Raw genomic sequence first — 19,400 nt, forward strand, 5'->3', positions numbered from 1 at the left:
GAGAAAAGCCGTATAGATTTTCGCTTGACCCTCCCATCGTTGGAACCCTCATCGTGCGTAGCGATGTTGGTTCCTGTGATGGAGTGAGCGGGATGATTGCGCCTTCGAGGATATCGCAACCAGTCAGTCTTCCGATCGAAGGCATGACCTGTGCGTCCTGCGTCGGACGGGTGGAGCGCAGCCTGCGCGCCGTGCCCGGCGTGACCGAGGCCAACGTCAACCTCGCCACAGAACGCGCCGACGTGCATTTCTTCGGCCCGCCCGACCGGGCGGCGCTGGTGAAGGCCGTCGAGGATGTCGGCTACGAGGTACCGGCGGGCAGCGTGGGACTCGCTATCGAGGGCATGACCTGTGCCTCTTGCGTCGGCCGCGTAGAGCGCGCGCTGAAGGCCGTGCCTGGTGTGACCGAGGCCAACGTCAACCTCGCGACAGAACGGGCCACGGTAAAAGGCACCGCCGATGCGGGTACGCTGATCGCCGGTCTCCTGACACTCCCCGTCTTCGTCCTGGAGATGGGCAGCCACGTCATTCCCGGCATGCACAATCTCATCATGGACACGATTGGGATGCGGACGAACTGGATGATCCAGTTCGCCTTCACCTCGCTCGTCCTCTTCGGGCCGGGGCTACAATTCTACACCAAGGGCATCCCGGCGCTCTTCAAGGGCGCGCCGGAAATGAACAGCCTCGTCGCGGTCGGCACCTCGGCGGCCTATCTCTTCTCGGTCATCGCGCTCTTCGCGCCAGGGCTGCTGCCACAGGGCACAGTCAACGTCTATTTCGAGGCGGCGGCGGTGATCGCCACGCTGATCCTTGCGGGCCGCTGGATGGAGACGCGCGCCAAGGGGCGCACCTCCGAGGCGATCAAGCGGCTCGTCGGTCTCCAGGCCAAGACGGCGCGGGTCCGTAGGGACGGTGGGGCCATCGAGATCGTCATCGCGGAGGTGGCGCCCGGAGACGTCATCGAGGTGCGCCCCGGTGAACGCGTGCCTGTCGACGGCGAGGTGATCGAGGGCAAAAGCTACATCGATGAAAGCATGATCACCGGCGAGCCGGTGCCTGTCGCCAAGGAGAACGGCGCCACGGTCGTCGGCGGCACGGTCAACCAGACCGGCAGCCTCGCCTTCCGCGCGACCGCCGTTGGCGGCGACACGATGCTCGCCCAGATCATCCGCATGGTCGAGGAGGCGCAGGGCTCCAAGCTGCCGATCCAGGCGCTGGTCGACAAGGTGACGATGTATTTCGTGCCGGCGGTCATTACGCTTGCGCTTATGACCTTCAGCGTCTGGTTCTTTTTCGGACCGGAACCCGCGCTGACTTTCGGCCTCGTGAACGCGGTGGCGGTGCTCATCATCGCTTGCCCCTGCGCCATGGGCCTCGCCACGCCGACCTCGATCATGGTCGGCACGGGCCGAGGCGCGGAGATGGGCGTTCTGTTCCGCAAGGGTGAAGCGCTGCAGCTCCTGAAGGAAGCTCGCGTCGTCGCGCTCGACAAGACCGGCACTCTGACCGAGGGCGAGCCGCGCATGACCGACCTGACGGTCGCCGACGGCTTCGACCCGGACGACGTGCTCGCCCGCATCGCCGCGGTCGAGGCGAAGTCCGAGCATCCGATCGCCCGCGCCATCGTCGCGGCGGCCAAGGACCAGGACCTGAGGCTGCCCGAGGTCACCGACTTCGACAGCGTCACCGGTATGGGTGTCGTGGCATCCGCAGGCGGACAGGAGGTCGAGATCGGCGCGGACCGCTACATGGCCTCGCTCGGCCATGACGTGTCTGTCTTCGCCGAGACCGCCGAGCGCCTCGCGGATGAAGGCAAGTCGCCGCTCTACGCTGCGGTTGACGGAATGCTCGCCGCCATCGTTGCCGTGGCCGACCCGATCAAGGAGACCACGCCCGCGGCGATCCGCGCGCTGCACGATCTCGGCCTCAAGGTCGCGATGATCACCGGCGACAACCGCCGCACGGCCGAAGCCATCGCACGCAAGCTCGGCATCGACGAGGTGGTGGCCGAGGTCCTGCCCGACGGCAAGGTCGACGCGGTGAAGGCGCTGAAGGCCGAGAATGGCCGCACGGCCTTCGTCGGCGACGGGATCAACGATGCGCCTGCGCTCGCCGAGGCGGACGTGGGTCTCGCCATCGGCACGGGCACGGACGTGGCGATCGAGGCGGCGGACGTGGTGCTGATGTCCGGCTCGCTAAAGGGCGTGCCGAACGCCATCGCGCTTTCGAAGGCGACGATCCGCAACATCAAGCAGAACCTGTTCTGGGCCTTCGCTTACAACACGGCGCTGCTACCGGTCGCGGCGGGCGTGCTCAACGCGCCTTTAGGGATCCTGCTCTCGCCGGTCTTCGCCGCCGGCGCGATGGCGCTGTCGTCGGTTTTCGTCCTCGGCAACGCGCTGCGCCTTCGCCGTTGGGCGCCACCCACACGTGAGCCCGCCGCAGCGATTGAGGGAGCGGCGACATCCCGACCCCACTTAAGGACTCGAGGAGCTGTTCAATGAATATTGGCGAAGCCGCACGGCGCTCTGGTGTGACCGCGAAGATGATCCGCTATTATGAACAATCCGGACTCATTCCCGAAGTCGCCCGGACCGATGCGGGATATCGCTCCTACACGGACGCAGATGTCCATCGGCTGAGGTTAGTGAGGCGGGCGCGCGATCTTGGCTTCACAGTGCAGGAGATTTCAGAACTCCTGTCGCTCTGGAGAGATGATGGACGTCGCAGCGCTGAAGTCAAAGCGCTTGCGCTTGGACATGTCGACGCTCTTCGAAACAAAATCACAGAGCTCAAAGCAATGGCGGATACGCTCCAAACCCTTGCAGACAGGTGCTCGGGCGACGACAAACCTAACTGCCCGATCCTCGCCGATCTTGAATCTGAAAATGATCGTTATTTCCCGAAAGAAGCCAAAACATTTGGAAGCTTCGGTTCAAGGCACAGGTAGTTTCATCCAGAACTGAGGCCTACGCCCGCGCTTCACATATTGGAACCCTCAGTTGATCGGCAACGCGAGTACTCTTTGCGACGTTCGGTGATTGGAAAAAACTGGAGGGATAGTTTTTGCAAGGCGAAGATCGATCGACAAACTATCAGCGGAATAGTCTGACCCTCGCCGGCGCCGTCGCGATGGGAACCGGGGCCATGATCGGCGCGGGGATATTCGCGCTGACCGGGCAGATCGCCGAGTTCGCCGGTCCCTGGTTCCCGCTCGCCATTCCGGGGTCCAAACCCAATCAGCCTATTGATGGCCATATGCAGATCATGACCCCAACGGCTTGAGGCTGTTGGAAGCCGGTGAATGGCACGCCTGTTTTGGCTGAGCGATGCGCGGTGTGCGCTGATTGAACGGCACGTTTCGAGAAACTGGCCTGGCGCACGGCGTGTCGATGATCGGTACGTGATTCCAAGCATCATACATGTCCTTAAGACAGGGTTCTGATGGTGTGATTGCCTGCCCTAGTGTGGTCCCTCTACGACGATCTACGACCGGTTCAATAGCTGGTCCCGGCGGCGCTTTTGGACCAATCTGGTCGAGGCTCTGGCGGTATTCGGAACGGTCACGAAATCGACCTCCCTCGACAGCACCTACGTGAAGGCGCACCGCTCGGCCCATGCCGTAAAAGGGGGGGCAAATATCAGGCGATCGGCCTCTCGAACGGCACCCAGGCAACTAGGGTCCACGCCCTCACCGAGACGCTCGGGCAGCCCTACGTCTTCGACCTGACGCCGGGCCATGTCTCTGACGTGAAAGCCGCAAACCTGTTGCTCCGCCGCGCAGCAGGCGCGCGCTACTTGATCGCCGACAAGGGCTACGACGCCGACGCAATCTGCAAGAGCCGGCGCCAGGAGGGCAAGGTCCCCGTCATCTCAGGGCGCATAAATCGAAGCGCAAGATCGGCTACGACAAGGCCAGATACCGCGACCGCCACCGCATCGCCTTCTGGTTATGAATGAGTCTGGACCCTAATGGTCGTGATCTGAGTGCTCATGCCCATCATCTGAGTCGGGATGATCTCCGGAATCAGCAGGGGACGCGGTCTCCGGTAGCGCACTGTTCGACCAGTGAACGTGCTCGATGGTCCAGCGCCCGTCCTCGCGGCGCATCACCAGGCTCTCCTGGCTTTTCACGGCGATTTCGCGGTCGTTGAAACGGCCGCGAAGGGCGGTCTCCGTCGCCACCCAGGCGGTATCGCCGAAGATCTCGGCGGTTTGCGACAGAGTCTCGCTCGACACGCTCGAGAGGAAAGCCATGTCCGACATCATGTGGTGGGAGGCGTATTGCGCGAGAGAACGCTCCGCACCTCCCGATTCCAGGATCAAGACGTCGTCCGCGAGAAGGCGGCGCACCTGGGCTTCGTCCTGCCGGGCAAGCGCGGCGTGAAAGGCGAGCGCCGTCGCTTCAGGCGTACCAGGCATCGGCTCCGCCGGCGCTCCGCTTTGCGCACGGCCGTTGCCAGAGGCGTGAGCGTGATCGCTGGAGCTTTCCCCATCGGGGGCGTGGCCATCCTCTCCATGAGCGTCTTCACGCGCTTGATCGCTGCCGTCCTCACCGGTCGCGTGAGCGTGCCCACCATCGCCGTGATCGTGGTCATGGCCCTCTCCTGTCACGGCGGGCAGGCTTTCCACGCCCAGCCCGTGCTTGAAGACGAGATTCCCGCCCCACCAAGCCGTCACGGTCAGAAGCGCCGCGCCGACAAGCCCGGCGAGGGCGAAGAGTGGGCCGGGCTGCTCCGAGCGCTTCAGCCAGCGCCAGACGCCGAGGCCGGCAAATACTGCTACGGTGGGCAGCGCCCAGTTACGGTGCGTGGTCATGGCCGCGTGGGAGGGGCCGTCGTGGGCGACCGAATAATAGGCGTCGAAACCGGCGATCACGGCTCCGAGCGCGGCCAGAATACCCAGCCCCAGCGTCCAGTCGCCAGCCGCCTGAAGCGTCGAGCGCCAGCGCGCATCGGTCGGAAGGAGGCTGCTCGCGGCCAGGCCAAGCGCGCTCGTGAACAACAATCCGACGACGAAATGAACGAAGATCGGATGCAGGTTCGGTTCGATCAGCGCGTCCATTAATTTCCCCTCAATACCAGAGCCGCAGACCGAGCACGAAGGAGACGCTGTGCGTATCCTCGCCTTCGAGCCGGGCAAAATCGGCCGTCTCGCCGAATTTTTCATGCCAGCTCAGGCCCAGATAGGGGGCGAACTGGCGATCGATCTCATAGCGCAGCCGCGCCCCGGCTTCTGCCGAGGTGAGCCCTGAGCCGAGGCCGAGTTCCGGGACGTCCTGGGCCGCAAAGGCCAGCTCGGCACGAGGCTGAAGGATCAGACGCTGGGTGAGCAGCAGCTCGTACTCGGCCTCGAACCCGGCCGTCAGGTCACCGTCCTCACTCAGATAGGCCGCGCCATCGACCTCGAACCAGTACGGGGCGAGCCCCTGCAGCCCGACAACGGCGTAGGTCGTCGCGAAGTCTGGATCGAAATCCTGGCGCACCCCGGCCTGCAGGTCGAAATACGGTGTGATGGCTCGGCTGTAGAGCGCTTCGACCTCGAAGCCCTCGATGGAGTCCGCCTCCAGGCTGTGTTCACCCTCGGTCTTGACCCAGATCCGGTTCAGATCGCCGCCATACCAGCCCTGCGCGTCCCACACGAGCAGAGGCGCGCCGTCATTGGACTGGTATTCGAGCCGGTCGGCCTGGAGGAAGAGGTGGCGCGTGCCGCCGCTCTCGTGCTGAAGCTGGCGGCGGGCCTCGTCCATTTCGGCCGGGTCGTAATATTCATCGGCGGCCGACCATTGACCTTCCTGCGCGAGCGCGGGCGCTCCAACGGCGGCGCAGAGGACACTGGTGGTCAGAAGAGCGCGCATCAGTCCCTCCCCGTAATATGAGCGTGATGGCCGGCATGGGCGTCAGCATCCGGAAGGCTTTCCGCGCCTGGGCGCACGGAGACGACCTGCATCATGCCGGCGTGCATGTGATAGAGCAGGTGGCAATGGAAGGCCCAGTCGCCGACCTCGTTCGCGGTGATGTCCACCGAGAGCCTTTCCCCCGGCTTCACGACGATGGTGTGCTTGCGCGGCAGGTGATCGCCCTCTTGGTTGACCACATCGAAGAACATGCCGTGCAGGTGGATCGGATGGGGCATCATGGTGTCGTTCACCATCGTCAGGCGCAGCCGCTCGTCTTCGTGGAAAACGATCGGCTCGACGACCTCGGAGAAGCGCACGCCGTCGAATGACCACATATAGCGTTCCATGTTGCTGGTCAGGTGCAGCTCGATCTCCCGGCCGGGCGCACGCGTATCGGGGTTGGGATCAAGGCTGCGAAGCTGGGCGTAGGTGAGCGTGCGGTGAGGCACATCCTCGAGCCCGATGCCCGGCTCGTCGAGGCGGCTGATCGGGGCCATCGCAACATTGGCGACGCCCGGTCCCTGCGGATGGTTGTGCTCGACCATGCCGCCGCCAGCGGCCATCGCGCGGTGATCCGTTGAGCCCTGATCCATCGAGCCGTGGCGCATCGCCTGCTGGCCCTGGCCATCGTTGCCCATGACCGCGTGCTCGCCGCCCGAGTGCTGATCCATCCCCATAGCCGCGCCAGCCCCCATCGCGCCGCCATGGCCGGCATGACCGCCCATGCCCATATCGGTCATGGTCAGCAGCGGGCGTTCTCTAAGCGGCGGGGCTTCGGCGCGCATTCCGGGCCGCGGGGCCAGCGTGGCGACGCCCATCCCGGACCGGTCGATCGCCTCGGCGACAATGGCATAGGCCCGGTCCTCGCGCGGCTGGACGATCACGTCATAGGTTTCAGCGACCCCGATCTGGAACTCGTCGGTCTCGATCGGCTGAACGTTCAGCCCGTCGGCCTGGACCACCGTCATGGGAAGGCCAGGGATGCGGAAATTGAGCAGGCTCATCGCCGAGGCGTTGATGATCCGCAGGCGGACCCGCTCGCCGCGATTGAACAAGGCGGTCCAGTTGTCTTCCGGGCCGTGCCCGTTGATCAGATAGGTGTAGGTCGCGCCGGTCACGTCGGAGATGTCGGTGCGCATCATGCGCATGCGCGCCCACATATCGCGCTGCACGAGCGCGTCGCCGAGCCCGTCCTCATGCACATCAGCGAGGAAATCGGCGAAGGTACGCTTCTGGTAGTTCAGGCTGTCCGCGCTCTTCTTCAGCTCGTCGAAAAGCCGGTGCGGATCCATGAAGGTCCAGTCGGACAGGACAATGACGTATTCACGGTCGTATCTCACCGGGTCGGGGCCGGCCGGATCGATGACAATCGGACCGTAATGGCCGAGTTGCTCCTGAAGTCCGGAATGGCTGTGATACCAGTAGGTCCCGGCCTGGCGCAGCGGGAAGCGGTAGGTGAAGGTCTCTCCCGGCCGGATCCCGGGGAAGCTGACCCCGGGTACGCCATCCATCTGGAAGGGAATAAGGATGCCGTGCCAGTGGATGGAGGTATCGGCATCCAGCGTGTTCGTGACGCGTAGCGTGACCTCGTCGCCCTCGCGCCAGCGCAGCAGCGGCGCGGGAATAGTGCCATTGATCGTGATGCCACGCCCCGGCCGACCATCGATCCGCACCGGAGAGCGGCCAATGGTGAGGTCGAACTCAGTTCCGTTCAGAGTCGTGTGGGGCGCCAACCCGCTCTGACTGCGCGCCCAGGCAGGCAGCAAGCCGGCTGCGGCCAGCCCGCTGGCAGCGCCGGTGGCGAGAAAACTGCGTCTGTTGATAATCGACATGGAGCTCAGACCCTCAAATCTTGCTTGAATTGCGCGCGGAGGGCGCTTGCGATTTATGACCTTAAACTAATTACGGCCCGCAAGGCGGCATCCCTCAGATCGGTTGCATCAGCCTGATCAAGGCTATCGCCTCTGAGGGACGGACGGATGCGCCGCGTAAAGGCATTGAGAGCTCCGCGCGGATGGTGACCCGTTCGACCAACGTAACCATGAGCGCAAGGATCGCAGCGGCGGCGATGCCCCTGTCATCGGTCTCCGCGTTCGGCTCTAGGCAGAAGCTGGAGGTCTTCCTTTGCAGAACGACGACCGCTCGGCGAAGTACGAGCAAAACAGTCTGACCCTCGCCGGCGCGGTGGCGATGGGGACCGGGGTCATGATCGGTGCGGGGATATTCGCGCTGACCGGGCAGATCGCCGAATTCGCCGGTCCCTGGTTCCCGCTCGCCTTCCTGGTGGCCGCCATCATCAGCGGCTTCAGCGCCTACACCTATATCAAGGTGTCCAACCGCTATCCGTCTGCGGGCGGCATCGCGATGATCCTCAACAAGGCCTACGGTCCTGTCGCCGTGACCGGCGGATCAGCTCTGCTCATGGCCTTCTCCATGATCATCAACGAGAGCCTCGTGGCGCGCACGTTCGCCACCTACACGCTGCAGCTCTTTCCAGGTGACACGCCGTCCGTGCTTATCCCGCTTCTGGCGGTCGGCCTCATCGTGTTCGCCTTCATCGTGAACGTCGCCGGCAACCGGTTCGTGGGAGGCCTTTCCAAGGTCGCAGCGGTGGTGAAGATCGGCGGCATTCTGGTCTTCGCAATCGTCGCGCTGGCCGCGGCCGGATTCAGCTTCGAGCCGGCGACGGGCGATGAACCGGCGCAAGCGGGTTCGATCGGGGGCTTTCTCGCCGGCGTCGCTCTCGCCATTCTCGCCTACAAGGGCTTTACGACCATCACGAACAGCGGGTCGGAGCTGAAAAATCCGCACCGCAATGTGGGCCGCGCGATCATCATCGCGCTCGCAATATGCCTCGTGGTCTACATGCTGGTCGCCTGGGCGGTCGGCTCGACGCTTTCCATTGAGGAAATCATCGCCGCGCGGGACTATTCGCTGGCTGAAGCTGCTCGGCCGGCGGTGGGAGATCTCGGGGTCCAGTTCACCGTGACGCTCGCCATCATTGCGACCGCATCGGGCGTCATCGCAAGCATCTTCGCCGTCTCGCGCATGATCGCCATGCTGACCGACATGAAGCTGGTCCCGCACAAGCATTTCGGGATGCCCGGCGACATCCAGAAGCATACCCTGGTCTATACGGTGGTCGCGGCGGGCGTCCTGGCCGCCTTCTTCGACCTGGGCCGCATCGCATCGATGGGGGCGATCTTCTATCTGGTGATGGACATCATCATCCATTGGGGCGTGCTCCGGCGCATGCGCGAGGAAGTCGACGCGAAGCCGGTCATCCTGGTCAGCGCGATCATTCTCGACGCCGTCGCTCTAATCGCTTTCATCGTGATGAAGGCGCTGAACGACCCGCTGATCATCGTGATTTCGCTCGGAGGCATCGTCGCGATCTTCGCATTTGAAAGCTGGTTCTTGCGCCGCGCAGGGGGGAGCGAGGCGGACGACGGCGAGACGGAGGCCGACGCGCAATGACAGCCATAACGGTCTCGCTGGTGGTGATGATCGGCCTCGCCGCGTTTCACCACCTCTCGCTGACAAGCCTCGTTCGGACCCGGCCTGACTGGGCCAAGCGCAGCACCATCGCGCCGATCTATGTCTTTACCGGGCTCGTCTTCGTACATCTGGCCGAGATCGGAGTGCTCGCCTGCGCCTCCGCCGCCGTCGACCGGTGGCTCTGGAAAGACAGCTTCGACCCGGCCTTCGGGCAGAGCTGGGTGGACTGGTTCTATCTCTCCGGAACGCTTTACACGACGCTGGGCTACGCCCCGTTCGACGTCGTGGGCGATATGCGGGTCCTGGCGGTCGCCATCGGGTTGGTCGGCTTCATGCTGCTGACCTGGTCAGCGACCTTCCTCTACGCCGTTTGCTCGCAGACGTGGAAGTCCGAGGCGGAAGACTGAGGGCGTCAAGATCGGAACCAAACTGCGTCTCGACCCGCTTTCGTAGCAAACCCAGCCAAGGGGAAGACCGGCGAATTCATGATCCTTGTCATCGGCACTCTAACCGCCGTCGCGACCGCGACGGTTCTGGCACTGTGGGCCCTTTCGGGGCCGACCTCCTCGGCGCCTGAGGCGCGGCCTTATCTCGGCGGGGGCGAGGCGAAAACGCACGCCTGGAACAGATTTCATTTCCGCGCCTACACGATGACGCTCGTCTTCATCGCCTTCGAGATGGAAATGATGTTCATGTACCCTTGGGCGGTGGTCTTTGTCGAAGAAGGTTCCAAGGCGATGGCGGAGATGGGCATGTTCCTGGCCATCCTCGCCGTCGGCTTGACTTATGGCTGGCGCGAGGGGGCGTTTCGATGGGCTTAGGCCTTACGACCGCTTTCGCCCGCCGCGCCCCGGTCACAGCATACGCCTGCATCGGGCCCGGCGCTCTGTCCGCCGTCGAAGCCGCGTTCCGCTCGCCGGCCCTGAGGCGCGCAGCGTCTCCCCGCGAGGCGTCCGTGCTGCTGGTCGCAGGCGAGCCGCCCAATGAGGATGCTGAAGGGTTCGACCGCGTCCACGACCAGATCCCGAAACCCCGCGCCGTTTACAGATGGGATTGCACTCAGGACCCCGCCGACGCTCTTGTGGACCTGCGGGATCGCCTTCTCGATGGCGCCAGGGGCGATCCCGACCGGCTGCCCGACACGCCGCCCAATCCGTGGCGCGGGCGCGGCGTTCATGGACAGGGCGGCGAAGGCATGATGGGCGGCACGCCCTACGGTCGCCCCATGGCGATGACCGACGCCGACATCCGTGACGGGCTGAACCTCGACGCCTACGCCTGCCGCGTGGGGCCTTTCGCCTCGATGCTACCGCCCGGCCTGACGCTGGACCTTGTGCTGCAGGGCGATGTGATCGTCTCCGCCAAAATCGCATCGGCCCCCTACGAACAACCGTCCGAGGCCGACGCGCCCGGCGCCTGCGCGGCGAGACTGCTTCGGCTGATGGGCCTCGACCATGCGGCCGACCGGGTCGCCTCGGGCGAAAGCGCGTTGGCTCCGTTCGCCACGCGTGCGCTTCCACCCGGTCTCGCCCAAAGCCCCGACGGCGACGACGCTCGCCGCCGCCTGGCGCGCTGGCTCCGCGGTTCGCCGGCGGGTGCCGTCGCGCCCGATCCGGCCGCCATGCTCCTTGGCCTTGAATGGTGCGAGGCTGTGCTGGCGCTCAACAGCTTCGCCCCGTCCCGCCTTCGCGCCGGCACGCTGGAGGAGGCGTCATGATCGAAGCGCTCCTCGTTCTCTTCCTCCTCGCCACCCTCGCCGCCGGCGCAGCGCTCGCCGCCGGCTTCGACCGCGCCGTCCCGATCCTGTGGGGTGCGCGCCCGGCGGGTGTGATTACGGCCTTGAACGAGGGCGCCGCGTTGATCCTGCGGCCCGTCGTGCGCACCGAAGCCCCGGACCGGCTCACCGGCGTCCTGGCGCCCGCGAGCTATCTCGCCCTCTCCTTCATCGGCCTGTCAGTGGTTCCGGTCGCATCGGGTTACGCGCTGGTCGACAGCCCCGTCGGCGTCGTGGTCTGGGGCGCGTGCGAGGCGCTCGTCGTGGTCGCGGTTTTCCTGCACGGATGGTCGCCGAACAGTCCGTTCCCGCTCATCGGGGCTTACCGATACGCGGCGATCGCCTTGCCCATGATGCTGCCCTCGATGTTCGTCCTGATTGCGGCCGCGCTCCCCGCGGAATCGCTTTCACTCACCGCAATCGTCCGTTCGCAAGAAACACTGTGGAATGTCCTGCGCCAGCCGCTCGGCCTTCCCCTGTTCTTGCTGACCGGACTAGCCCTGACATTGCGCGGGCCGTTCGACTTTGCCGACGGCGCCGACCTGGCGGGGGGTACGTCGGCGGAGGATAGCGGCCCGGCGCGCGCGCTCTGGCAGGGTGCGCGCCTCGCCATGCTCACCGCATTTTCTGCACTGGCCGCCACGGTGTTCCTGGGCGGACCGATCGGACCGTGGCTGCCCGGCCCGATCTGGCTGTGGCTGAAGAGCGCGCTCGTCATGGCGATCACCGTGGCTGCAGGGGCGGTCCTTCCGCGCCCTCCGCCATCGCGCATGCTCGGGCTTATCTGGACCGTGTTGCTTCCTCTCTCCTTTCTCCACCTGGTCTGGACCGGAGGGCTGGCGCTATGGTGACGCTCGGCGCGGTCGCGGCCCTTATCCTCTTCGCGGTTTGGACCGGATGGCGAGTTTTCCGCACCGACTCCATGGTGCGCGCGTCATTTTCCCTGATGCTGTCCTTCATCGCGGTCGGGGGCGTGGCGGTCATTCTGGCCACGCCCTACATCGGCGTGGCCACCGTCTTCATGATGGCGGTGGAGATGATGGTGATGGCGATCTTCATGGTCGCCTTCATGATGAACCCGGCCGGTCTGAACCCCATGCAGATGGTTCACAAGCACCGCGTGTCGATCGCGGCGGGCCTTCTTGCATGGCTGGGACTTTCGGCAGCAGTCATCGTCTCGGAGACGCCTTCGGTCCCCGCGCCGCAGAACGATCGCGATGTGTTCGAGCTCGGTCTCGAGCTGCTCGGTCCGTCCATGCTGATCTTCGAAACCGCCGGCGTGACCTTGCTGGCCGCCATGCTGGGCGCGGTGATCCTGTCGGCGCGAGGCGGGCGCTACGGCGACGCTGACGACGGGTCGCGGCCGCCAGGCCTGGCGCCCGGCGGCGACCCGGCCGGCCGCACGCCCGGCGAGGATGGTGACGAAGGCGGTCACCGCCATCACCATGGAGGCCACGGATGATCCTGGTCCTCGTCCTTCTCGGCGCCGCCGCCCTGTTCGGGATCGGTCTCTACGGCGCGCTCTCGCAGCAAAGTTTCGTCATGGTGATGATGGGCTTCGAGCTGATGCTGAACGGCGCCCTGCTGGCCGTGATCGGCTTCTGGAGCCAGGCGCTGGGCGGCATGCCCGAAGGGCAATTGCTAGCCATTCTGATCATGGCGGTGATGGCCGTGGAGATGGCGATCGGTTTCGCGTTGGTCGTTGCGGTTTATCGCCGGCGCCAGGCGGACGTCACTGAAAGCCTGGACACGTTGCGCGGATGATCTGGACGCTCGCCCTTTTGCCGGCCGCGACCGGTCTGATGATCTGGACGCTCGGCTCGGCGAGCCGCGTCGCTCTGGCTGTGCTCGGCGGCGCGGTCATGGTGGGGATCGCCGTTCTGAGCGCGCTTGAGCCGGCGCCGGCGAGCTTCGTCTGGGCGCCCGACTTTCCCTTGTTGCTGGATCTGACCGACACGGCGCGGGCGGTGGCGCTTACCGTGTCTGTGATTGGTCTGGCGGTGCTGATCTTCGCCGCGTTTCACGAGGCGCAGACCGGACTGGCCCGGCTCATGGGATTGCTGCTGATCTTCATCGGGGCGATGCAGCTCGTGGTGAGCGCGGCGGACTTCGTCTCGCTGCTGATCGGCTGGGAGGTCATGGGCGCGTGCTCGTGGGCGCTCATCGGCCACCGCTGGCGGGAGGCGCAGGCCGCACGGTCGGCCGGATTCGCGTTCGTGACGACGCGGCTGGGCGATCTCGGACTGTTTCTCGCCGCGTTCGCCTGCTACGCGGGAACCGGAGGCCTGGCCTTCGCGGACCTCGCAGACCTGGACGGCGGTCTTCTCGCCGTCGCTGCGTTCGGCGTCCTCATCGCGGCCGCCGCGAAGGCCGGCCAGGTGCCGTTCACGGCCTGGCTGTTTCGCGCCATGGACGGCCCCACCTCGGTGTCCGCGCTGCTGCACAGCTCGACCATGGTCGCCGCCGGGGCCTATCTGCTGATCCGGCTCCAGCCCGCCCTCGTCGAGGCCCCGGGCTTTTCGACCGGCGCGGTGATGATCGGGCTCTTTTCGGCGCTCGCCGCAGGCGCGGCCGCCCTAGTCCAGACCCACGCCAAGAAATTGCTCGCCGGGTCCAGCTCGGCGCAACTGGGCCTGATGATCGCCGCAGTGGGCGCAGGCTATCCCGGCGTCGCGGCGGTCCACCTGATCGTGCACGGCGCTTTCAAGGCGCCGCTGTTCTTCGCAGCCGGTCTGGCGAAGGAGGTTCGCGGCGGGTTCGACCTTGAAAGCCTGCGCCTCGGGCGCGTGCTTCCGCTTGTGGCGGTACTGGCCGGCGTCGCGGCGCTCGGCCTCGCCGGGCTGCCGCCGGCAGGCGGCGCCTGGAGCAAGGAGAAGATCGTCGCCGCCCTCGGCCACGCCTCAACGGGCTACGCGCTCGCCGCGATGCTGGCCGGCGCCCTGTCAGCGGCTTACGCCGCGCGCTGGTGGATGCTCGCCTTCGCTCCGGGCGAGGCGACACGCGACCGGGTGTCGCGCGCTGCTGTGGCCGCGCTCGGCCTCCTCGCCTCACTCTCGCTGGCCGCCACCGCCCTGTGGATCGGGCCGCTGCGCAGCCCGGTCCTACGCTGGGCCGGAGTCGACCCGGTATCGGGCCCTCTATGGGAGCTTGCGCTTTCGGTGACCCTCGTCATAGCCGGGCTCGCCGTTGGCGTAGCGCTCGCGCGCCGGCCGGTCGCCGCCCTCCAGCACGATGGTCTGGGGGCCGCCAGCTTTGCTTTCGCCGGCGATGCGGCGGACCGAACCGCGCGCGTAGCAGCCTGGATCGACGATCGCATTCTCGACGCGCCGCGCCGCGCCGTCGTCGCCGCCGCAGATCGGCTTCCAAGGTTGATCGAAACCGTCGAGGCGGTGCTGGTCGACGGCTCCGGTGAGCGGTCAAGGACCGGCGCGGTGGGCTGGAGCACGACCGCGGTGCGCGGCCTTTCCAGCTTCGGGGCGCGCGCGGGCGAAGCCGCCGCCAATCTGGCCGCGGCCGCGTCAGCGCGCCTCAGCGGCCGCGGCGCACAAGGCGCAAGCCGGCTGCAAACCGGCATGACCCACGATTACTTCATCTTGCTGGCCGCCGTGGCGTTCCTCGGCGCGGCGCTCTTGATTTTCGGAGGCTGACACATGCTCACCCTCGCCGTCCTCACGCCGATCCTGGCGTCCGTGCTGTTGTTCATGACGCCTTCGTCAAGGCCGGGCCTCGCGCGCGGCCTGGCGATCGCCGCCGCCGCCGTTCCGCTCGCCGCGCTAGTGATCGTGTGGACCCGGTACACGCCCGGCGCCGGATTTCAGCTCGTGGAGGAAGCCGTATGGGCGCCCGGGCTGGGCGTCGCCTGGCGAATGGGCGTGGACGGCGTCTCGCTGAGCCTGTCCTTGATGAGCGCGCTCGTCTTCCTCGCCGCCACGGCCTGGCCCATGCCCGGCCTCGCGCGGCCCGGCGCGTATTACGCCTGGATCCTGTTTCTCACCGGCGTTTCGCTCGGCCTGTTCCTGACGCTGGACCTGATCTGGTTCTATATCTTCTTCGATCTTTCGCTCGTCGGGATGTACTTTCTCATCGGGCGTTGGGGCCATGGCGACGCGCAGGGCGCCGCCTTGAAATTCTTTCTCTACACCTTTGTGGGGTCGCTTCTGATCCTGATCGGCATCATCGTGCTGGCCCTGTCCATGCCGACGCTGACCTTCGACATGCGCGCGATCATCGCGCAGACGCCCCTCGCCGGCGGCGGTCTCGGCGCAACTTTGGTGCTCTTCGCTTTCCTTGCCGGGTTCGCGATCAAGACGCCGCTCGTTCCGGTCCACACATGGCTTCCGCCCGCCCATGTCGACGCCCCCGGGCCGGCCTCGGCGATCCTTGCAGGCGTGCTTCTGAAAATGGGCGGCTACGGCCTGATCCGCATCGCCATGCAGATGACGCCCGAAGCCTTTGCGAAATGGTCGCTGCTGCTCGCGTCGCTCGCTGTCGTGTCTATCCTCTGGGGGGCGCTCGTGGCGCTGGGTCAGAGCGATCTGAAGCGCCGGATCGCCTACACCTCGGTCAATCACATGGGCTACACGGTGCTCGGCATCGCGGTGGCGGGGTCGGCCATAGGCTCGGAGGCCGCACGCGGCCTCGCTTTGACCGGCGCCGTCGTAGAAATGATCGCACATGGCCTTATCACCGGATCGCTTTTCCTAATCGCCGGCGCCTTCTGGCAACGCCGGCAGGACTACGAGATGGACCACTACGGCGGGCTGGCCGGGCAGGCGCCCCGTTTGACCGGCTTTACGATCCTTGCAAGCTTCGCCTCGCTCGGCCTTCCCGGTCTCGCCGGCTTCGTAGCTGAGCTTCATGTCTTCCTGGGCGCCTTCGCCGTCTACCCCGTGCTCGCAGCGGTCGGTCTGTTCGGCATCCTGATCACCGCCGCTCTTTTCCTCCAACTGCTGCGACGGGTCTTCTTCGCAGAACCGGCGAGCGCGCCCAGCGGGGACTTCCCCGACCTCAAGCCGGGGGAGATCGCAGTGTTGGCCTTGCTTCTTGCGCTCGTCGTCCTGATCGGCGTCTGGCCCGCCTGGCTTCTGGAAATGGTCGACGCCGCCTCGCTGCTCCCGGCCGGAGGCTGAGATGCCAATCGCGGATCTCGCGCCTGAAATCGCGGTTCTCCTGTGCGCCGTCGCGATCGTTCTGGGCGCGCTCATTCTACCGCAGAAACGGCTCAGGCTCGGCGCGGCCGTCGCGATCGCCGGCTTCGCCCTCGCGATCGGGCTCGCATTCGCAGAGCGCGACGCCGACCGGCTGACCTTCTCCGGCGTGTTCGCGCTCGATACGCTGAGCTTCCACGCGCGCGTTCTGATCTACACAACGGCGGCGCTGTCCGCCGCCCTGTCCGCGAAATGGTTCAAGACCGACCACCGTCACGGCGAATACTACGCGATCCTCGCCTTATCGGCGCTGGGCGCCATGGCCATGGCGGGCGCGGCCGATCTGCTGCAACTGCTTATCGCCGTGCTCCTGTCCTCGATCACGGGCTACGTGCTTGCGGCGTTTCATCGTGGGTGGGCGCCGTCGCTTGAAGCCGGGATGAAGTATTTTCTCGTCGGCGGACTTGCGAACGCTCTGCTGACGTTCGGCGTCGTCCTGACCGTCGGCGTCGGCGGCGCCACGTCCTACGACACGATCGACGCCGCTCTTGTTGAAGCTCCGCTCGGCGCCGCCGGCCTCGTCCTGATCATGATCGGACTGTTCTACAAACTCGGCGCCGTGCCGGCGCACGCCTGGGTGCCGGACGTCGCCGAGGGCGCCCCCGCCCCCTCGGCCGCCTTCCTGACCGTCGCCCCCAAGATCGGCGCGGCGATCGCCTTGATGCGCCTCGTCTCCGAAGCGGCGGACACGCCGGTCGTCCCGCTGTTCGCGGCGCTGATTTCCCTGGCCACCATGACGCTCGGCAATCTCGCCGCGCTCGCTCAGAATGATATGCGGCGGATGCTCGGCTGGTCCTCCGTCAGTCAGTCGGGATACGCGCTGATGGCTGTGGCCGCAGGCGGCGCGAGCGTGCTCGCCGAGCCTGCGCTGACAGCCTTCATGGCGGCCTACGCCCTCGCCAACCTCGCCGCCTTCGCCGTGATCGTTTCGCTGAGAGGCCGCACGGCGAGAAAGGGTTTCGCGGGGCTCTTTCGAACCCGGCCCCTGGAAGCGATCGTGCTGACGGGCGCGCTTCTGTCTCTGGTGGGGATACCCCCGCTCGCCGGCTTCGCCGGCAAAGCCGCGCTTTTCGCGGCCGCGCTGGAAGCGGATTTGGGATGGCTGGTGATCGCGGCCGCCGCCAACACGGTTTTGTCGCTGGCCTATTATCTGCGCTTCATAGCGCCCATGGTGTTTCAGGACCCGGGAGAAACGCCGCACACGCTCGGCGGCGGAGCGCGCTTGGTGCAGATCCTGACCACCGCCGCCGTTGTCGCGGCGCCGCTCGCATACATGGCCTGGAGCTGAAGCGCGCCCCCTGTCGCGCGCTCACCTAGGACGGGCCGCTCACCGTGGTCGCCCAGCTCACCAGAGCCAGCGCCGTGAGGAAGACCGCCGCATCAGCTCCAAGCGTGAGTCGCAGAAGACGTCGCCCCTGAGGCGGATCCGTGGCGAGCCACCGGCTCACGATCTGCTTGTTGACGGCGCCGAGTGCGAGCACAACCAGGGCGACGGCGAGTTTGGCGCTCAGGAGCTGTCCGTAGGCGGTGGTGAAGAGTTCGGTCAGCCCGCCGGCGAGGCGCCAGGCGAGATATCCGCCTGCAGCGAAGACCATCGGGACGATCCAGATCGCCGCTTCGCTGAACCGCCTGACGACGCTCGCGTCGTAGCCATCGCCCCGAGGCCAAAGGAGCAGCGGTGCGATGAACCAGAACGACGCGGCGAACCCGTGAATCGCTACGCCGATCTGGGCGAGGAGCCCGTCTTCCAGAGCCGCGGCGTGGCCGCTCAGGGCGAACGACACGCCGATCAGCAGCACGGCGGCGAGACCGAGCAGACGGAGCTTGGCGACTGACGCCGCGACTACGGAAGCAAGTCCAAGGCTGAGCACCAGCACTTGAGCCTGGCGGCCGGGCCATATCCAGCCGAGTGTGGAAGGATCGAGCGCGGACGCCCAGGCGCCGCCCAGCTGGGCGTTGGCGGTGAGCAGAAGTAGCGCATAGGCGAGAACCGCGGCCAGCGCAGCCGCGAAGACCAAAGCCCGCCTCACCCGGCGCGCAAGATCGCCGCCGAGCGCGATCGCCCAGCCCAGCCCCGCGGACGTCAGCGCAGCGGCGAGGACGCAGAGCTTCGCCGCGAACACAGCCAGCGTAAACGCGTCAGGCATCGCCGCCGGTCACGGAGAAGCTGATCTCTCCTGTCATGACGTGGCCGTCCCGTGCAAGCGCGCGCCATTCAAGGACGTATGCGCCTTCGGACAGTTCAGGAAGCGGCGCGGCGTGCTCCACCGCAAAGCTTCGGTCTGGTGAAAACCCGGTTTCGAGCGAACTGCCGTCGGCGGTCTCCAACTGCACCGACGCCAATCCGACCTCAGCAGTGAATTCGAGCGTGATTTCGGGCGGCGCCGTTTCCAGCGTCGCGCCATCCTCGATCGAGGATGACTTGAGGCCGGCATGGGCGTAGGCGGCCGCGGTGAAACTCACCAGGGCGACCGCAGCGGTGAGAGCGCGCACCATCATTCGTCCGCCTCAGCCGGCGTCATCTCCACGATGCGGAAGACGTCGTCGCGTCCGCGCCGAACAGTGAAACGCACCGTATCGCCCTCGCTGAACCCGGAAAGGTCGACGGTTCCGGTGACGGGAATGTCCATGGTCATTTCCGGCCAGTTGATCTCGGGCATAGGCGGATGGGTGATGTTTACCGAGCCGGCGTCCGGGTCGATGGTGTTGACCACGCCCTCGGCTGTGGCTTCAGCCGCCGTCATGCCGCCGTGATCCATACCGCCATGGTCCATTCCCGCGTGCATGTCGCCGTCGGCCATTTCGCCATGGTTCATATCGCCATGGTCCGTCTCCGCGTGCATGTCATCGCCGTCCATCTCGCCGTGGTCCATACCGCCGTGATCCGTACCGGAGGAAGCGGTCTGCTCGCCCGCGGAGAACGCTTCGGCGGCGTCCTCGCGCGCCTCGGGCTCAGAGCAGGCCGCGATCAGGGCTGCGGTGGATGCAGCAATCAGAAACAGGGGTGGACGGGTCATGG

At 66.1% G+C, this 19,400-nt stretch carries 18 protein-coding genes and 1 pseudogene; 13 read left to right on the plus strand and 6 right to left on the minus strand.

Annotated elements, in window-relative coordinates; all coding sequences use genetic code 11:
- Window positions 1-92: 92 nt before the first annotated feature.
- From ABL308_05640 to ABL308_05650, 3 genes and pseudogenes are all read left to right on the plus strand, one after another.
- Window positions 93-2,507, plus strand: coding sequence for a heavy metal translocating P-type ATPase (locus ABL308_05640; protein ID XBQ17361.1), 2,415 nt, complete (start codon window positions 93-95; stop codon window positions 2,505-2,507).
- A complete protein-coding gene (gene cueR, locus ABL308_05645) occupies window positions 2,504-2,953 on the plus strand; it encodes a Cu(I)-responsive transcriptional regulator (GenBank protein ID XBQ17362.1) in 450 nt (149 codons plus the stop codon). The genes ABL308_05640 and cueR overlap by 4 nt, the downstream gene beginning before the upstream one ends.
- A 116-nt stretch (window positions 2,954-3,069) precedes the next feature.
- Window positions 3,070-3,222 (plus strand): annotated as a pseudogene (locus tag ABL308_05650) (amino acid permease).
- 750 nt (window positions 3,223-3,972) lie between these two features.
- Here ABL308_05650 and ABL308_05655 read toward each other — a convergent pair.
- The 3 genes from ABL308_05655 to ABL308_05665 are packed head-to-tail and all read right to left on the minus strand — an operon-like array spanning window position 3,973 to window position 7,734.
- Window positions 3,973-5,067 carry a DUF2231 domain-containing protein gene (locus tag ABL308_05655; protein XBQ17363.1) on the minus strand — a complete coding sequence of 365 codons (1,095 nt, stop codon included), beginning with the start codon at window positions 5,065-5,067 and terminating at the stop codon, window positions 3,973-3,975.
- Between the two features lie 10 nt (window positions 5,068-5,077).
- A complete protein-coding gene (locus ABL308_05660) occupies window positions 5,078-5,860 on the minus strand; it encodes a copper resistance protein B (GenBank protein XBQ17364.1) in 783 nt (260 codons plus the stop codon).
- Window positions 5,860-7,734: a copper resistance system multicopper oxidase gene (locus ABL308_05665; protein XBQ17365.1), complete on the minus strand. Its 1,875-nt coding sequence runs from the start codon at window positions 7,732-7,734 to the stop codon at window positions 5,860-5,862. Before ABL308_05665 ends, ABL308_05660 begins: the two co-directional genes overlap by 1 nt.
- Window positions 7,735-8,026: 292 nt before the next feature.
- Here ABL308_05665 and ABL308_05670 point away from each other — a divergent pair, with 292 nt between their 5' ends.
- From ABL308_05670 to ABL308_05715, 10 genes are all read left to right on the plus strand, one after another.
- Window positions 8,027-9,379: an APC family permease gene (locus tag ABL308_05670; protein XBQ17366.1), complete on the plus strand. Its 1,353-nt coding sequence runs from the start codon at window positions 8,027-8,029 to the stop codon at window positions 9,377-9,379.
- Window positions 9,376-9,807, plus strand: coding sequence for an ion channel (locus ABL308_05675; protein XBQ17367.1), 432 nt, complete (start codon window positions 9,376-9,378; stop codon window positions 9,805-9,807). Before ABL308_05670 ends, ABL308_05675 begins: the two co-directional genes overlap by 4 nt.
- A gap of 78 nt (window positions 9,808-9,885) precedes the next feature.
- Window positions 9,886-10,221, plus strand: coding sequence for an NADH-quinone oxidoreductase subunit A (locus tag ABL308_05680; protein XBQ17368.1), 336 nt, complete (start codon window positions 9,886-9,888; stop codon window positions 10,219-10,221).
- Window positions 10,212-11,117, plus strand: a complete 906-nt coding sequence (locus ABL308_05685; protein XBQ17369.1) for a hypothetical protein — start codon at window positions 10,212-10,214, stop codon at window positions 11,115-11,117. Before ABL308_05680 ends, ABL308_05685 begins: the two co-directional genes overlap by 10 nt.
- On the plus strand, window positions 11,114-12,025 hold the full coding sequence (locus tag ABL308_05690) for an NADH-quinone oxidoreductase subunit H (protein ID XBQ17370.1): 912 nt from the start codon (window positions 11,114-11,116) through the stop codon (window positions 12,023-12,025). Before ABL308_05685 ends, ABL308_05690 begins: the two co-directional genes overlap by 4 nt.
- Window positions 12,019-12,636 carry an NADH-quinone oxidoreductase subunit J gene (locus ABL308_05695; GenBank protein XBQ17371.1) on the plus strand — a complete coding sequence of 206 codons (618 nt, stop codon included), beginning with the start codon at window positions 12,019-12,021 and terminating at the stop codon, window positions 12,634-12,636. The genes ABL308_05690 and ABL308_05695 overlap by 7 nt, the downstream gene beginning before the upstream one ends.
- On the plus strand, window positions 12,633-12,938 hold the full coding sequence (gene nuoK / locus ABL308_05700) for an NADH-quinone oxidoreductase subunit NuoK (GenBank protein ID XBQ17372.1): 306 nt from the start codon (window positions 12,633-12,635) through the stop codon (window positions 12,936-12,938). Before ABL308_05695 ends, nuoK begins: the two co-directional genes overlap by 4 nt.
- Window positions 12,935-14,821 (plus strand): proton-conducting transporter membrane subunit, encoded by a 1,887-nt coding sequence (locus tag ABL308_05705; protein XBQ17373.1) that lies wholly within the window; start codon window positions 12,935-12,937, stop codon window positions 14,819-14,821. Before nuoK ends, ABL308_05705 begins: the two co-directional genes overlap by 4 nt.
- A 3-nt stretch (window positions 14,822-14,824) precedes the next feature.
- Window positions 14,825-16,303 (plus strand): NADH-quinone oxidoreductase subunit M, encoded by a 1,479-nt coding sequence (locus ABL308_05710; GenBank protein XBQ17374.1) that lies wholly within the window; start codon window positions 14,825-14,827, stop codon window positions 16,301-16,303.
- Between the two features lies 1 nt (window position 16,304).
- Window positions 16,305-17,669, plus strand: a complete 1,365-nt coding sequence (locus tag ABL308_05715; protein ID XBQ17375.1) for a proton-conducting transporter membrane subunit — start codon at window positions 16,305-16,307, stop codon at window positions 17,667-17,669.
- A 25-nt stretch (window positions 17,670-17,694) separates the two neighbouring features.
- On the opposite strand, the gene ABL308_05720 is transcribed toward ABL308_05715, so the two are convergent.
- The 3 genes from ABL308_05720 to ABL308_05730 are packed head-to-tail and all read right to left on the minus strand — an operon-like array spanning window position 17,695 to window position 19,398.
- Complete coding sequence (locus ABL308_05720; GenBank protein ID XBQ17376.1) at window positions 17,695-18,528, minus strand: CopD family protein; 834 nt, start codon at window positions 18,526-18,528, stop codon at window positions 17,695-17,697.
- Complete coding sequence (locus ABL308_05725; protein XBQ17377.1) at window positions 18,521-18,880, minus strand: copper resistance CopC family protein; 360 nt, start codon at window positions 18,878-18,880, stop codon at window positions 18,521-18,523. The genes ABL308_05720 and ABL308_05725 overlap by 8 nt, the downstream gene beginning before the upstream one ends.
- Window positions 18,877-19,398 (minus strand): copper-binding protein, encoded by a 522-nt coding sequence (locus tag ABL308_05730; protein ID XBQ17378.1) that lies wholly within the window; start codon window positions 19,396-19,398, stop codon window positions 18,877-18,879. Before ABL308_05730 ends, ABL308_05725 begins: the two co-directional genes overlap by 4 nt.
- Between the last annotated feature and the right edge of the window lie 2 nt (window positions 19,399-19,400).

Source organism: Oceanicaulis sp. (assembly GCA_040112665.1).
In the GTDB taxonomy this organism is placed as follows: Bacteria; Pseudomonadota; Alphaproteobacteria; order Caulobacterales; family Maricaulaceae; genus Oceanicaulis.

What these genes read in the sequence shown, in the direction of transcription:
- ABL308_05640 (XBQ17361.1), top strand. Translation starts at nt 93, where the DNA reads ATGATTGCGCCTTCGAGGATATCGCAACCAGTCAGTCTTCCGATCGAA.
- cueR (XBQ17362.1), top strand. Translation starts at nt 2,504, where the DNA reads ATGAATATTGGCGAAGCCGCACGGCGCTCTGGTGTGACCGCGAAGATG.
- ABL308_05655 (XBQ17363.1), bottom strand. Translation starts at nt 5,067, where the DNA reads ATGGACGCGCTGATCGAACCGAACCTGCATCCGATCTTCGTTCATTTC.
- ABL308_05660 (XBQ17364.1), bottom strand. Translation starts at nt 5,860, where the DNA reads ATGCGCGCTCTTCTGACCACCAGTGTCCTCTGCGCCGCCGTTGGAGCG.
- ABL308_05665 (XBQ17365.1), bottom strand. Translation starts at nt 7,734, where the DNA reads ATGTCGATTATCAACAGACGCAGTTTTCTCGCCACCGGCGCTGCCAGC.
- ABL308_05675 (XBQ17367.1), top strand. Translation starts at nt 9,376, where the DNA reads ATGACAGCCATAACGGTCTCGCTGGTGGTGATGATCGGCCTCGCCGCG.
- ABL308_05680 (XBQ17368.1), top strand. Translation starts at nt 9,886, where the DNA reads ATGATCCTTGTCATCGGCACTCTAACCGCCGTCGCGACCGCGACGGTT.
- ABL308_05685 (XBQ17369.1), top strand. Translation starts at nt 10,212, where the DNA reads ATGGGCTTAGGCCTTACGACCGCTTTCGCCCGCCGCGCCCCGGTCACA.
- ABL308_05690 (XBQ17370.1), top strand. Translation starts at nt 11,114, where the DNA reads ATGATCGAAGCGCTCCTCGTTCTCTTCCTCCTCGCCACCCTCGCCGCC.
- ABL308_05695 (XBQ17371.1), top strand. Translation starts at nt 12,019, where the DNA reads ATGGTGACGCTCGGCGCGGTCGCGGCCCTTATCCTCTTCGCGGTTTGG.
- nuoK (XBQ17372.1), top strand. Translation starts at nt 12,633, where the DNA reads ATGATCCTGGTCCTCGTCCTTCTCGGCGCCGCCGCCCTGTTCGGGATC.
- ABL308_05705 (XBQ17373.1), top strand. Translation starts at nt 12,935, where the DNA reads ATGATCTGGACGCTCGCCCTTTTGCCGGCCGCGACCGGTCTGATGATC.
- ABL308_05710 (XBQ17374.1), top strand. Translation starts at nt 14,825, where the DNA reads ATGCTCACCCTCGCCGTCCTCACGCCGATCCTGGCGTCCGTGCTGTTG.
- ABL308_05715 (XBQ17375.1), top strand. Translation starts at nt 16,305, where the DNA reads ATGCCAATCGCGGATCTCGCGCCTGAAATCGCGGTTCTCCTGTGCGCC.
- ABL308_05720 (XBQ17376.1), bottom strand. Translation starts at nt 18,528, where the DNA reads ATGCCTGACGCGTTTACGCTGGCTGTGTTCGCGGCGAAGCTCTGCGTC.
- ABL308_05725 (XBQ17377.1), bottom strand. Translation starts at nt 18,880, where the DNA reads ATGATGGTGCGCGCTCTCACCGCTGCGGTCGCCCTGGTGAGTTTCACC.
- ABL308_05730 (XBQ17378.1), bottom strand. Translation starts at nt 19,398, where the DNA reads ATGACCCGTCCACCCCTGTTTCTGATTGCTGCATCCACCGCAGCCCTG.